This window comes from Paraburkholderia sp. SEWSISQ10-3 4, assembly GCF_030464785.1.
Lineage (GTDB): Bacteria > Pseudomonadota > Gammaproteobacteria > Burkholderiales > Burkholderiaceae > Paraburkholderia > Paraburkholderia aspalathi.
In genome coordinates this window covers 1-14,091 of sequence record NZ_JALPRI010000021.1, presented here as the reverse complement: position 1 = coordinate 14,091, position 14,091 = coordinate 1, and the positions used below count along the sequence as shown (strand labels likewise).

15 protein-coding genes are annotated in these 14,091 nt (G+C 62.9%); 8 read left to right on the top strand and 7 right to left on the bottom strand.

What is annotated here, in order from left to right:
* Positions 1-8 precede the first annotated feature (8 nt).
* The 8 genes from flgF (at position 9) to flgL (ending at position 9,103) form a co-directional block, all read left to right on the top strand.
* Positions 9-767: a flagellar basal-body rod protein FlgF gene (gene flgF / locus M0D68_RS28790; RefSeq protein ID WP_093640854.1), complete on the top strand. Its 759-nt coding sequence runs from the start codon at positions 9-11 to the stop codon at positions 765-767.
* A 59-nt stretch (positions 768-826) separates the two neighbouring features.
* Positions 827-1,615 (top strand): flagellar basal-body rod protein FlgG, encoded by a 789-nt coding sequence (gene flgG / locus M0D68_RS28785; RefSeq protein WP_054038459.1) that lies wholly within the window; start codon positions 827-829, stop codon positions 1,613-1,615.
* A 36-nt stretch (positions 1,616-1,651) separates the two neighbouring features.
* Positions 1,652-2,350, top strand: a complete 699-nt coding sequence (flgH, locus tag M0D68_RS28780) for a flagellar basal body L-ring protein FlgH (protein ID WP_093640857.1) — start codon at positions 1,652-1,654, stop codon at positions 2,348-2,350.
* A 2-nt stretch (positions 2,351-2,352) separates the two neighbouring features.
* Positions 2,353-3,549 (top strand): flagellar basal body P-ring protein FlgI, encoded by a 1,197-nt coding sequence (locus tag M0D68_RS28775; RefSeq protein WP_234487905.1) that lies wholly within the window; start codon positions 2,353-2,355, stop codon positions 3,547-3,549.
* Positions 3,550-3,561: 12 nt separating this feature from the next.
* The gene (gene flgJ / locus M0D68_RS28770; RefSeq protein ID WP_093640860.1) at positions 3,562-4,560 is read left to right on the top strand and encodes a flagellar assembly peptidoglycan hydrolase FlgJ; all 999 of its coding nucleotides are present in this window, start codon (positions 3,562-3,564) and stop codon (positions 4,558-4,560) included.
* Between the two features lie 410 nt (positions 4,561-4,970).
* Positions 4,971-5,744 carry a flagellar brake protein gene (locus tag M0D68_RS28765; protein WP_200653296.1) on the top strand — a complete coding sequence of 258 codons (774 nt, stop codon included), beginning with the start codon at positions 4,971-4,973 and terminating at the stop codon, positions 5,742-5,744.
* Positions 5,745-5,889: 145 nt separating this feature from the next.
* Positions 5,890-7,872, top strand: coding sequence for a flagellar hook-associated protein FlgK (gene flgK, locus M0D68_RS28760; RefSeq protein WP_266226067.1), 1,983 nt, complete (start codon positions 5,890-5,892; stop codon positions 7,870-7,872).
* Between the two features lie 10 nt (positions 7,873-7,882).
* On the top strand, positions 7,883-9,103 hold the full coding sequence (gene flgL, locus M0D68_RS28755) for a flagellar hook-associated protein FlgL (protein WP_266226066.1): 1,221 nt from the start codon (positions 7,883-7,885) through the stop codon (positions 9,101-9,103).
* Between the two features lie 76 nt (positions 9,104-9,179).
* On the opposite strand, the gene fliR is transcribed toward flgL, so the two are convergent.
* The 7 genes from fliR to fliL all read right to left on the bottom strand — a co-directional run bounded on the left by fliR (position 9,180) and on the right by fliL (position 13,806).
* Entirely contained in the window at positions 9,180-9,962 is a 783-nt protein-coding gene (gene fliR, locus M0D68_RS28750) for a flagellar biosynthetic protein FliR (protein ID WP_200621685.1), read from the bottom strand.
* A gap of 46 nt (positions 9,963-10,008) precedes the next feature.
* Complete coding sequence (gene fliQ / locus M0D68_RS28745; RefSeq protein ID WP_093640874.1) at positions 10,009-10,278, bottom strand: flagellar biosynthesis protein FliQ; 270 nt, start codon at positions 10,276-10,278, stop codon at positions 10,009-10,011.
* Between the two features lie 38 nt (positions 10,279-10,316).
* Positions 10,317-11,096 (bottom strand): flagellar type III secretion system pore protein FliP, encoded by a 780-nt coding sequence (fliP, locus tag M0D68_RS28740; RefSeq protein ID WP_200621686.1) that lies wholly within the window; start codon positions 11,094-11,096, stop codon positions 10,317-10,319.
* A 62-nt stretch (positions 11,097-11,158) separates the two neighbouring features.
* A complete protein-coding gene (fliO, locus tag M0D68_RS28735) occupies positions 11,159-11,794 on the bottom strand; it encodes a flagellar biosynthetic protein FliO (protein ID WP_266226064.1) in 636 nt (211 codons plus the stop codon).
* Positions 11,791-12,255: a flagellar motor switch protein FliN gene (gene fliN, locus M0D68_RS28730; RefSeq protein WP_093640882.1), complete on the bottom strand. Its 465-nt coding sequence runs from the start codon at positions 12,253-12,255 to the stop codon at positions 11,791-11,793. Before fliN ends, fliO begins: the two co-directional genes overlap by 4 nt.
* A complete protein-coding gene (gene fliM, locus M0D68_RS28725; protein ID WP_093640885.1) occupies positions 12,248-13,246 on the bottom strand; it encodes a flagellar motor switch protein FliM in 999 nt (332 codons plus the stop codon). The genes fliN and fliM overlap by 8 nt, the downstream gene beginning before the upstream one ends.
* A 53-nt stretch (positions 13,247-13,299) precedes the next feature.
* The gene (fliL, locus tag M0D68_RS28720; protein ID WP_200653292.1) at positions 13,300-13,806 is read right to left on the bottom strand and encodes a flagellar basal body-associated protein FliL; all 507 of its coding nucleotides are present in this window, start codon (positions 13,804-13,806) and stop codon (positions 13,300-13,302) included.
* Positions 13,807-14,091 lie beyond the last annotated feature (285 nt).

Sequence of the window (14,091 nt, the reverse complement as noted above, 5' to 3'; positions counted from 1 at the left end):
AACCCATCATGGATCGGCTGATCTACACCGCGATGTCGGGCAGCACACAAGCGCTCGAACAGCAGGCTATCGTTGCCAATAACCTGGCGAACGCCTCGACCACCGGCTTCCGCGCGCAGCTTGCGACTTTCCGCGCCGTGCCGATGGGGTTCGGCGACGGCAGTTCGATCAACGACGACACCACGCGTACCTTCGTGTTGTCGTCGACGCCGGGCGCCGACTACACGCCGGGGCCGATCCAGCAGACGGGCAACCCGCTCGACGTGGCGATTCAGGGGCCGGGCTGGCTGGCGGTGCAAACCGCTGACGGCAACGAGGCTTATACGCGCGCCGGCAATCTGCACGTCGACGAGAACGGTCAACTGGTGAACGCCATGAACCAGACGGTGCTCGGCAACGGCGGTCCGGTATCGGTGCCGCCGGGTGCGGAAATCACCATCGGCAAGGACGGCACGGTGTCCGCGCTGACGCCAGGCGATCCGCCGACGGCGGTGGTGACGGTCGATCAGCTGAAGCTGGTGAATCCGGATCCGCAAACCATGACGCGCGGCGACGACGGCCTCTTTCGCACCGCCGACGGCAATGCCGCCGACGCCGATCCGGCCGTCACGCTGGCGCCGGCTTCGCTTGAAGGCAGCAACGTGAATCCGGTCAGCGCGATGGTCGCGATGATCACCAACGCTCGCCAGTTTCAAATGCAGACCAAGCTGCTGGAAAACGCGGACAAGAACGATCAGTCCGCCAACCAGCTGCTCAGCTTTAGCTAACGGGATGGGACCGGACTAAGCGCTAAAGCGCTAACTCCGGTCGACATAGGAGAAGAATAGTGAATCGCTCGCTCTACATCGCCGCCACCGGCATGAATGCGCAACAGTCGCAGATGGACGTGATTTCGAACAACCTCGCGAACGTCAGCACCAACGGCTTCAAGGGCTCGCGCGCGGTGTTCGAGGATCTGCTGTATCAGACCATCCGTCAGCCGGGTGCGAACTCGACGCAAAACACCGAACTGCCGTCCGGCATCCAGCTCGGCACCGGTGTGCAACAGGTCGCGACCGAACGTCTCTACACGCAGGGCAACCTGCAGCAGACCGGCAACTCGAAAGACGTCGCCATCAACGGTCAGGGCTTTTTCCAGGTGCAGATGCCCGACGGCACGACCGCCTACACGCGTGACGGTTCGTTCCAGACCAATGCGCAAGGCCAGCTCGTCACGTCGAGTGGTTATCAGGTGATTCCGGCGATCACGATTCCGACCAACGCGACCTCGCTGACCATCGGCAGCGACGGCGTGGTGTCGATCACCGTCGCCGGCTCGACCAACAGCCAGCAGCTCGGCTCGATGCAGATCGCCACCTTCATCAACCCGGCCGGTCTGGATGCGAAGGGTGAAAACCTGTTCTCGGAAACGGCTTCGTCGGGTGCGCCGAACGTCGCGCAACCTGGCCTGAACGGCGCCGGCACGCTGAATCAGGGTTACGTGGAAGCATCGAACGTGAACGTGGTGCAGGAACTGGTGAACATGATCCAGACGCAGCGCGCTTACGAAATCAACAGCAAGGCCGTGACGACTTCCGACCAGATGCTGCAGACCCTCAGCCAGATGCAGGTTTAAGGCCAGGGACTGGGAATTAACAGGCGGTAATCAAAGATGTCGCACTTCACTCGTAATCCGGTTCACTCGCGTACCGCTCAGGCGCTCGTGCAGCTCACGCTGCTCACGGCACTGGGTGGCTGCGGCCTCGTGCCGAAGCAGCCGATCACCCAGCAGCCGATGACGGCCGTTCCGCCGATGCCGCCGCAAGCACAGTCGCCGGGCTCGATCTTCAATCCGGGTTACGCGGGCCGGCCGCTGTTCGAAGATCAGCGGCCGCGCAATGTGGGCGACATCCTGACGATCGTGATTCAGGAAAACGTCAACGCGACGAAGTCGTCGGGCGCCAACGCGAATCGCTCGGGCAACACCAACTTTAACGTGCCGACCGCGGGCTTCCTCGGCGGCCTGTTCGGCAAGACTAACCTGAGCGCAACCGGCGGCAACGCGTTCCAGGGCACTGGCGGCGCGAACGCGTCGAACACTTTCAACGGCACGATCACCGTGACGGTGACCGGCGTGCTGCCGAACGGCAACCTGATGGTGAGCGGCGAAAAGCAGATGCTGATCAACCAGGGCGATGAATTCGTGCGCTTCTCCGGCGTGGTGAATCCGAACACGATCTCCAACCTGAACGCCGTCTACTCGACCCAGGTGGCCGACGCAAAGATCGAATACTCCGCGAAGGGCTATCTCAACGAAGCCGAGAACATGGGCTGGTTGCAGCGGTTCTTCCTCAACGTGTCGCCGTGGTGATCATGCGTACCGTCTCCTTCCGCTCCGGCCGCCTCAGCCGCTTCACACGACTCGTTCAGCTCGGCCGTGCTGTGGCGTTCTTCGCACTCGCCTGCGCGGCCTTGCCGGTGGCGACGCCCGCGCATGCCGAACGCCTGAAGGACCTCGTGCAGATCCAGGGCGTGCGCGACAACCCGCTGATCGGCTACGGCCTTGTCGTCGGTCTCGACGGCACGGGCGACCAGACCACGCAGACGCCGTTCACCACGCAGACGCTCGCCAACATGCTGGCAAACCTCGGCATCTCGATCAACAACCAGGCGGCGGGCTCGACCAACCAGCAGTCGTCGCTATCGAACATCCAGTTGAAGAACGTCGCCGCGGTGATGGTGACGGCGGTGCTGCCGCCGTTCGCGCGTCCCGGCGAAGCGATCGACGTGACGGTCTCCTCGCTCGGTAACGCCAAGAGCCTGCGCGGCGGCACGCTGCTGCTCACGCCGCTCAAGGGTGCCGACGGCCAGGTGTATGCGCTCGGCCAGGGCAACCTGGCGGTGGGCGGCGCCGGTGCGAGCGCGAACGGTAGCAAGGTGCAGGTCAATACGCTGGCCGCGGGCCGCATCGCCGGCGGCGCGATCGTCGAACGCGCGGTGCCGACCTCGGTATCGCAAGCGGGCACGATGCAGCTCGACCTGAACGACATGGACTACGACACCACGCAGCGCGTCGTGGCCGCGGTGAACAACGCGTTCGGCAGCGGCACCGCCATGGCGCTCGACGGCCGCACGATCCAACTGCGCGCGCCGTCCGATCCGGAGCAGCAGGTCGCCTTCATGGCGCAATTGCAGAACCTCGACGTCAAGCCGGCGCAAGCCGCCGCGAAGGTGATCCTGAACGCGCGCACCGGCTCGATCGTGATGAACCAGATGGTCACGCTGCAAACCTGCGCGGTGGCGCACGGCAATCTCTCGGTGGTGATCAATACGCAGCCGGTGGTGAGTCAGCCGGGTGCATTCTCGAACGGTCAGACGGTGGTGGCCAAGCAGTCGCAGATTCAGATGAAGCAGGACAACGGCGCACTGAAGATGGTGACCGCCGGCGCCAATCTCGCCGATGTGGTGAAGGCGCTCAACGCACTGGGTGCGACGCCCGCGGATCTGATGTCGATCCTGCAGGCCATGAAAGCGGCGGGCTCTTTGCGCGCCGACCTGGAAATCATCTAAGGAAGACAACAGATGAATTCGGATACGACCAACTCCGCCAATGCGGCGAACGACCTGACCCAGCGCTTCGCGCTCGACGTGCAGGGCTTCGGCAAGCTGAGCGCACAGGCTAAGGCTTCGCCGCAAGCCGGCATGAAGATGGCCGCGCAGCAGTTCGACGCGGTGTTCACCCAGATGATGCTGAAGAGCATGCGCGATGCGACGCCACAGGATGGCCCGTTCGATTCGCATGACAGCGCCACCTTCACATCGATGATGGATCAGCAGTTGTCGCAACAGCTGTCGCAGAAGGGCATTGGTGTCGCCGACGCGATGCTCAAGCAGATGATGCGCAATCAGGGCATGCAGGTCGGCGGCGCGAGCGGCGCAGGCGGCGGACTCACCGGCATGGCCAATGCGCTTGGTGGCGGCAGCGGCGGCGACGAAGGCCAGACCGCGGCGCTGAACGCGCTCGCGAAGGCTTACGGCAACGCGCAGGCCAACGGCCAACTGGCGATGGGCAAGGGCTACTCGGCCAACAGCGCGCTGACTCCGCCGATCAGAGGCGACGGCAGCTCGCCGAAGGTCGATGCCTTCGTCGACAAGCTTGCCGAGTCGGCGCAAGCGGCCAGCGCGGCAACCGGCATTCCGGCGCGCTTCATCATCGGCCAGGCCGCGCTCGAATCGGGCTGGGGCAAGAGCGAGATCAGGAAGTCGGACGGCACGACCAGCCACAACGTGTTCGGCATCAAGGCGACCAAGGACTGGACCGGCAAGACCGTCTCGACAGTCACGACTGAGTATGTGCACGGCAAGCCGCAGCGCACCGTCGAAAAATTCCGTGCGTACGATTCGTACCAGGAAGCGATGACCGACTACGCGAGCATGCTCAAGGGCAACCCGCGTTATGCGCAGGTGATCAATTCCGCGCATGACGTGAATGGTTTTGCCAACGGCATGCAACGCGCGGGTTACGCGACCGATCCGCATTACGCGAAAAAGCTGATGTCCATCATGCAGAAAATGGGCTGACCTGCCGTTAATGCAGGTGCGCAGTCGCACTTGACTGCGCAGCCGGTGAGTTTAAGCAGTTTGATTTTCTTGAATAAAGTATGCACGCGACGGGGCCAGGTGCATAACAAGACGGAGGAGGCCGGCCGCCTACGGGCGGCCGGTCCACCCGCATAACCGGCGTGAAGGTTGCCGGTATTCAATGCACACGGATTCGACTGCCGGAATATCGGCGTTTAACGTTTGCGGCAAATATTTCATTACACGGCCCTAAATTTTGGCTGAATGCTGCCGCTAATCAGTTAGACCCGATACCGGAAAGCATTTAATGTCCGGTTGAACGCGCGTGCTGCGGCTTCGATGAAGACCGCGCGAAAGCCCCGGCAGGAGCCCTGGCACGCGCCCGCAAGAACATGCATACCGGCAAGCCCATGGATACTACCCAGTCGCACGCCCAGACCGACGCACACGGCCAGTCGCACGCCACGCTCGATGAAAGCGCGCCCGATTTCGGCCGCCGCAATCCGCTGGAGATTGGCGTTCAGTTACGCAACCTCGTCAATCGAGGCGATTTCCTCACCGTCGAATATGTGGGCGGTCAGCTCGTGACGCGCCTGCTCGATGTCGACGTGCGCGCACGCACCTTCACTTTCGATTGGGGCGCGCTCTCCGAACAGAACAGAGGCTTGTTGGGCGCGCCGCGCTGCCAGTTCCACGCTTCGCCTGACGGCGTGCGCGTCGAGTTCGCCACCGGCACCCCGCGCGAAACCCGCTATGAAGGACTGCCCGCATTCGAGTCCGACTTCCCGGAAGTGCTGTTCTACGTGCAGCGCCGCGAGTATTTCCGCGTCGATGCGCCGATTCTCGATCCGTATATGTGCTCCGGCCGTTTGCCCGAAGGCGATACGTTCCGCTTCGAAGTGCACGATCTGTCGCTCGGCGGCGTCGGCATGCGCACCGCGGACGAACGCGTGGCCGAATTGCCGATGGGCACGCGGCTGCAGGATTGCGAACTGTTTCTCGGCTCGCTCGGCCGCCTTTCGCTCGATCTGCAACTGGTGTCGCACCGTTCCACCGCGTTGCCGAACGGCACGCAGCGCTATCAACTCGGCTTCCGTTTTCTGACGCTGCCGGGCAGCGCCGAAAACACGCTGCAACGACTGATTACGCAACTCGAAATGAAGCGCCGCTCACTGGTGCGCTGAACGGCGCAAGAACCTTGCTGCACGCGCCTCGCAAACGTTGAAACAAGCATCGGAATGGCCCTCAATTTTTCTTCGCGGGGGCCGTTAAACAGGATGTTCAAGTAACGCGGCGGCAAGTGGTCGGTGTCGCCCTTCAGGATGACGCATGTCGAGCAACCTCATCAATCTCGGACTCAGTGGACTGAACGCAGCCCAGTGGGGACTTACGACGACCGGCCAGAACATCAGCAACGCGTCGACGCCGGGCTACACGATCGAAACGCCGGTCTATGCGGAAGCCGGTGGCCAATACACGGGTTCCGGCTTTTTGCCGCAGGGCGTCTCGACCGTCACCGTGACGCGCCAGTACAGCCAGTATCTGACCACTGAGCTGAACAATGCGCAGAGCTCGGGCAGCTCGCTGTCGGCGTACAACACGATGATCTCGCAGCTGAACAATCTGATCGGCAGCCCGACTGCCGGCATTGCGAGCGCGATCACCAGCTATTTCACCGGTCTGCAAAACGTCTCGAACAACGCCTCGAGTCTGGCCACCCGCCAGACCGCGATGAGCGGCGCGCAGACGCTCGCGAACCAGATCAATGCCGCGGGTCAGCAATACGACTCGCTGCGCCAGAGCGTCAACACGCAGCTCAGCAACACCGTTTCGCAGATCAACAGCTACACGCAGCAGATCGCCCAGCTGAACGGGCAGATCGCCGCGGCCAGCTCGCAAGGTCAGCCGCCGAACCAGCTGATGGATCAGCGCGATCAGGCAGTGTCGAACCTGTCGCAACTGATCGGCGTGAACGTCGTGAACAGTAACGGCAGCTACAGCGTGTTCATGAGCAACGGCCAGCCGCTCGTGTCGTCCACCAACAGCTACAACCTGGGCACCGCGCCTTCGACTGGCGACACCAGCGAACTGTCGGTGCAGTATCTCGGCCTCGCCGGTGCGAACCCGGCCGCCGCGCCGCAAGATCTGCCTGACAGCAAAGTCACGGGCGGCACACTCGGTGGCCTGCTCGCATTCCGCAGCCAGACGCTCGATCCGGCCGAAGCGCAGCTCGGCGCGATTGCGGTGAGCTTCGCTTCGCAGGTCAACGCGCAGAACAGCCTCGGCATTACGCTTGCCGGCGCCCAGGGCGGCGCGCTGTTCTCGGTAGGCAGCCCGACCGTCTACGCGAATACGCAGAACACCGGCAACGCGTCGCTGAGCGTCTCGTTCGCGAATTCCGCGCAGCCGACCACCGGCGATTACACGCTGGCCTATAACGGCACCACCTACACGCTGACCGACAATTCGAGCGGCGCGGTGGTGGGCTCGGCGACCAATCTGAGCCAGCCGATCAACGGCCTGAATTTCTCGACCACCGGCACGATGAACCCCGGCGATTCGTTCACGGTCGAACCGACCCGTGGGGCGCTGAACAGCTTCAACACCGCGACCACGGATCCTTCGGCGATCGCCGCTGCCGCACCGGTACTCGGTACCGCAACGGCGAGCAATACCGGCACGGGCACGATCACGCAAGGCACGGTGACGGCCGGCTACACGATGCCGAATGCGACCACTACGCTGTCGTACAACGGCACGGGCCTGACCGGCTTCCCGGCGAACTCGACGGTAACGGTGACGGCCGGCACGCCGCCGACCACCACCACCTACAACACCGCCACGACGCCCGTCATTCCGTATTCGGCGACCACCGGCGCGACGCTGACGATCAACAACGCGACAGCCGGCAGCATGAACGGCGTGACGGTGACGATCAGCGGCGCACCGGCTAACGGCGACACCTTCACTATCGGCCCGAACACCGGCGCGAACAACGACGGCCGCAATGCGCTGGCGCTGTCGAACCTGTCCTCGGCGAAGGCTTTGGCGGGCGGCACGGTCACGCTGACGGGCGCGTATGCGAACTACGTCAACCAGGTCGGCAACCAGACCAACCAGATTCAGACCTCGAGCACGGCGCAGACCTCGCTGGTGACGCAGATCACCACCGCGCAGCAGTCGGTCTCGGGCGTGAACATCAACGAAGAAGCAGCGAACCTGCTTCAGTATCAGCAGCTCTATCAGGCGAACAGCAAGGTCATCCAGACTGCGCAGACCCTGTTCCAGACGATACTCGGCATCTTCCAGTGAGGCGTTGAACATGCGCATCTCCAGTACGCAGTACTTCAATATGAACGTGTCGACGATGAGCGATCAGCAAGCTCAGTTGTCGCAGTTGTATCAAGAGATCTCGAGCGGCGTGAGCCTCTCCACGCCGTCGGACAATCCGCTTGGCGCGGCGCAGGCAGTGCTGTTGAGCTCGACGGCGACGAGCCTGTCGCAGTACACGACCAACCAGAGCACGGCGCTCGCGTCGCTGCAGCAGGAAGATTCGACGCTCGGCAGCGTCAACACCGTGTTGCAGAGCATTCACACACTGGTGCTGCGTGCGGGCGACGGTTCGCTGAACGACGGCGACCGTGGCTCGATCGCGACGCAATTGCAGAGCTTGCGCAGCCAGTTGATGACGCTCGCCAATGCGACCGACCCGCAGGGCAACGCCCTGTTCGGCGGATATCAAAGCACCGCGCAGCCGTACACCACCAACTCGGCCGGCGTCGTGGCCTATTCGGGCGATACCGGCACGCCGAGCATGCAGATCACGTCCTCGCACACCATTCAGACGGGTGACAACGGGATTGCGATCTTCGGCAGCGTGGCGGCGATCGGCACCAGCTCCGTGCCGGCGGCGACGACCGGCAATACGGGCACCGGCGTGATCAGCACGGTGAGCCTGACGAACCCGACCAATCCGGCCAATGCGGATACGTACAAGATCAACTTCTCGTCGGCGACCACCTACACGGTGACCCAGACCACGCCGACCGGTACGGTGACCACGGGCACGCCGCAACCGTTCACGGCCGGCTCGGCGATTACTCTCGGCGGCCAGACGGTGAACATCACCGGCGCGCCGAACGCGGGCGACAGCTTCACGGTGACGCCGGCCACGCAAGGCAGCACGGATGTGTTCGCCAACCTGAGCCAGTTGATCACCACATTGCAAACGCCGGTGTCGGGCGGCGCTTCGACGGCGAGCTACCAGAGCGCGCTGACCACCAGCATGACCCAGCTCGAAAACACGATGAACAACGTCGTGACCGCGCAGGCGGCAGTAGGTGGCCGCGAGCAGGAAGTGCAGGCATTGCAGACGGTCACGCAAACCAACACATTGCAGACGTCGAGCAACCTCGCGGATCTGACGCAGACCGACATGGCCAAGACGATCGGCCAGTACACGATGACGCAGAACGCGTTGCAAGCGGCGCAGCAGGCGTTTGTGAAGATTCAGAGCGTCTCGCTGTTCCAGTACCTGAATTAAGCGAGCAGTCTGAAACGAAGAAGGGCGGAAGCCGGCGTGAGCCGGTTCCGCCCTTCTTCGTTTTGGGTAGGCTGCGCTACTTCAACCCCGCCGCCACGCGCCCCATCTGATCGAGGCCGACGTCGAACAGGCGCATGAAGAACGGAATCATGTTCGGGATCATCAGTTGCAGGAGCAGCATGCCGATCAGCATCGTCAGCGGAAAGCCGATCTGGAATACGCCGATTTGCGGTGCGGCGCGGTTCAGGATGCCGAGCGAGATATTAGTGATCAGGAGCGCGACGACCACCGGCAGCGACAGCAACAGGCCCGCCGAAAACACCGTGCTGCCGAAATTCGCCAGCGTGCGCCAGCCGGGCGCGCCCAGAATGTTCGCCGACACCGGCACGGACTGGAACGTGGTCAGGAGCGCGCTGATCATTTGCAGATGGCCGTCGATCACCAGAAATACCAGCATTGCGATGGTGTTCATGTAGCTCGACAGCACCTGGCTCGAACTGCTGGCCTGCGCATCGAAGAATGTCGCGAAGCCGAGACCCATGCCGAGGCCGACGAAATCGCCGGTGGCGCTGATTGCCATGAACACGATCTGCATCGTCATGCCGAGCGCGATGCCGATCAGGAACTGGTTGACGATGATCCACACGCCTTCGGCGGAAAACACGGTGACCTGCGGTAGCGCGCCGAGCGTGGGCGCGACGATGATCGTGATGAAGGCCGCGAGGCCGATCTTCACGCGCGTGGGCAGCGAGCGGTTGCCGAGCACCGGTGCGGTCGCCACCAGCGCGAGAATCCGCACGAACGGCCACAGGAACGCCGTGAGCCAGACGTTCAGTTGGGCGTAGGTGACGGAAAACATGGCAGTGGGGAAGGGGGCAGGCGCCGAGCTGAGGCCGGGGCCGCGCTCAGTTGACGAGCGACGGGATGTTGGTGAGCGTCTGGCGCAGATAGTCGAGCATGGTCGTCAACATCCACGGACCGGCGATCACCATCGTGACGGCGATCGCGAGCAGCTTCGGAATGAACGACAGCGTGGTTTCGTTGATCTGCGTGGCGGCCTGGAACAGGCTCACCACCAGACCGACCACCAGCGCGACCAGCAGCAACGGCGCGGCAAGCAACAGGCCGACATACATGGCCTGGTGCGCGAGCGTCATGACGGATTCCTGATTCATGGCGTAGTACCGGAAGCGAGAAGAATTGAGTGAGTCCGTTAAACAAAGCTCTGCGCGAGCGAGCCGAGCAGCAGTTGCCAACCGTCGACCAGCACGAACAGCATCAGCTTGAACGGCAGCGAGATGGTGGCGGGCGACACCATCATCATCCCCATCGACATCAGCACGCTCGCCACCACCATGTCGATGATGAGGAACGGGATGAAAATCGTGAAGCCGATCTGGAAGCCCGTTTTCAGTTCGCTCGTCACGAACGACGGCACCAGCAGCGACAGCGGCACGTCTTCCGGGCCTTGCATGGGCGCTGCATGCGAGATGCGGGCGAACAGGGCGAGATCGCTTTCGCGGGTCTGGCGCAGCATGAAGGTCTTGAACGGCGCCAAGCCGCGGCTGACCGCGGTCTCCATCGGCATCGAGCCTTCGGAGAAAGGTTTGTAGCCGTCGTTATAGGCCTTGTCGAGTACCGGCGACATCACGAACAGCGTGAGGAACAGCGCGAGACCGACCAGCACCTGGTTAGGCGGCGTGGTGGTGGTGCCGAGCGCCTGACGCAGCAGCGACAACACGATGATGATGCGCGTGAAGCTCGTCATCATCAGCACCATCGCGGGCAGGAACGACAGCATCGTGAGCAGCAGCATCGTCTGCACGCTCAGCGAATACGTCGTACCGCCGTTCGGACCCGGGCTCGTATTGAAGGCTGGCAAGCCGGCGGTTTGCGCGAACGACAGCGTCGGCAGCGCGAGCATCAGCGCCGGCAAGACGACTGGCGCGACGCGGCGCAGGACGGGAATGACTTTCGAGGCGGCGCGGGACATGCGAGTGGCGTGCGCTTGATGGTCTGAATGCACCGGGTGCGTTGATAGAAGACTGAACTGCATTACCGATCCCCGCTGCCTTGCCCATTGAAACGTTTGCCCACTTCGCCTTTTAAAGCATCGCGAAAGCGTTGGCCGAAGGTGCCGGGCAGTGCGGAGTCTTTACTCGATGCATCCGATGCGCCGGGTTGCGTGCCTGCTACCGGATCGAGCGCGGCCGAACCGGCGGGCATCGTATGCAGCAGACGCACATTGCCGGGCGCCGTGCCGAGCACGAGCCACGTGTCGCCGATCTCCACCACCGCAACCCGCTCCTTGCCGCCGAGCGAAGCGCCACCGATCGTTTTCACGAGGCCGCCGCGATTGGCCGGTTGTAAGCCGAAGCGGCGCGCGAGCCATGCACAGGCGAACACCAGGCCGATCACGACCAGCAGGCCGACGATGGTTTGCAGCACCGCGCCGACGCCGAGCGCCGGAACGGCTGTACCAGCCCCTACACCCGACGCGATTTTCGCGGCGTTGTTGACCGCGTTCATGTCGGCCGCGTGCGCGGCCGATGGGGCGAGTGCCGCCACCGAGGTCACTGCGAACATCAGCGCAGGGGTGGCTGCTGCCGTCGTTGCCAGTGCTGCGAGCACAGCGCGATTGAGAACATTGCGCGACGCATGCAGCATGGCGCGACCGGCAACGCGTTTCATCGATTCAGCTTCCGGATACGTTCGGACGGCGTGATGATGTCGGTCAGACGGATACCGAACTTGTCGTTCACGACCACCACTTCGCCCTGGGCGATCAGGCAGCCGTTGACCAGCACATCCATCGGTTCACCCGCCATGCCGTCCAGTTCCACGACCGAGCCCTGTGCGAGTTGCAGCAGGTTGCGGATCGCGATCTTGGTGCGGCCGAGTTCGACGGTCATCTGGACAGGAATGTCCAGAATCATGTCGATGTCGTTGCGCGTCGAGGTCGGTTCGACCTTCGAGAGCGGCTGGAACACGCCGGCCGTGGTCGCGCTGACTTCCGTGTTGTCGTTCTGCTCGGCCAGCGCGCTGGCCCAGTCGGCCATCGCCGCTTCGTCTTCGGCGCTGGTTGCGTCGGCGGCCAGTTGCGGCTCGCCAGCGGCCAGTTCGGCCTCAGTCTTTGCGTTCAGGTCACTCATATCCACCATCCTTCATCGTGTCGGCTGCGCTGATCATTTTCTGGACCCGCAACGCGTACTGACCATTGAAAATTCCGTAGCCGCACTCCATCACCGGCACACCGTCGACTTTCGCCGTGATGTGTTCGGGGATGTTGATCGGCAGAACATCGCCCTTGCGCATGTTCAGGATCTGTTCGAACGTGACCGGTACCTGGGCCAGGTCGGCGGTCAGTTCCACTTCTGCTGCCTGCACCTGTTGCGACAGCACGCGGACCCAGCGGCGGTCGACTTCGAGCGCCTCGCCCTGGATCGGCGACGAGAGAATGTCGCGGATCGGCTCGATCATCGAATACGGCATGCAGATGTGCAGCGTGCCGCCCGTCGTGCCGAACTCGATCGAGAACTGCGTGACGATGACGATTTCGTTCGGCGTCGCCACGTTGGCGAACTGCGTATGCATTTCCGAGCGCACGAATTCGAACTGCAGCGGACGCACGCTTTTCCACGACGCCGCATAGTGCTCGAACGTGAGGTTGAGCAGCTTCATGATGATGCGCTGCTCGGTTGCCGTGAAATCACGGCCTTCGACGCGGGTATGGAAACGCCCGTCGCCGCCGAACAGGTTGTCGACCACGAAGAACACCAGGTTCGGGTCGAACACGAACAGCGACGTGCCGCGCAACGGCTTCACGTGGACCAGGTTCAGGTTGGTCGGGATCGGCAGGTTGCGGGTGAACTCGCTGTACTTCTGCACTTTCACCGGGCCGACGGAAATTTCCGCCGAGCGCCGCATGAAGTTGAAGATACCGACGCGCAACAGACGCGCGAAGCGGTCGTTGATGATTTCGAGGCCGGGCATCCGGCCGCGGACGATGCGTTCCTGCGTCGCGATGTTGTACGGGCGTACACCCGCACGGTCGGTCTGCTCGGTTTCCGAGTCGGACTCGCCGGTGACGCCCTTGAGGAGGGCATCGACCTCCTCCTGGGACATGAACTCTTCGTGGCCCATTCCTTATTCCTCGTGCGTCCCGAAGCGGTTAATGATGGCAGCGCTAAATAACGTCACTGCACGACGAATTCGGTGAACAGCACGTCCTGGACGTGGATCGGCGCGGCGCCCTTATCGGTCGGCTCTTCGATCAGCGTCTGGAGTTCGGTGGCGAGAGCGCGTTTGCCTTCGAGCGGTGCGAGTTCTTCCGGATGTTTGTTCGACAGTGCGAGGAGGATGCGGCTACGCACTTCCGGCATATGGTCGGAGAGTTCCTGCTGGGTTTTCGGGTCGTTGAGCTTGAGCGTCAGGCCGATCCGCAGGAAGTGTTGCTGGCCGTCGTCCGATTGCAGGTTGACTGTCATCGATTCGAGCGGGAAGAAGAGCGGCACGGGGAGCGGCGCCGGTGCGGCGGCGGTTGTCGCTGACGCGGGGGCCGGGGTGCGTTTGGACATGAAGAACCACACACCCGCGCCGGCAGCGCCTGCGGCGATGATCGCGATGAGGACGATCAGGATGATGCGCTTCAAGGGGCCCGGGGAAGCGGGCGCGGCTTGCTGGTTTGCGGTCGTGGTTGCCATGAGGTTTGCTTTGCTTGCCTTTAGTGCTGGTGATGGTGATTGTTGTTGATTTGCCTGCGGCGCGATGGGTCGAAAAGAAGGGTTATTGAGGGCTATCTCTGGTTTTTGCCTTTCAGGCGGGGGATTGCCTGACGGCGCGGGATTTAGGTTTTTTGCCCTTTCAGGCGGAGGATTGGCTGCGCGGCGCTTTTGTCAGTGCTCGTAGGGCGTTGGCCTTTCCCTGATCTGGCTTTGGTGCCTTTCCTTGTTTTGTTAGTGGTCTATTAGCGTTGCCCCTGTGCGGGG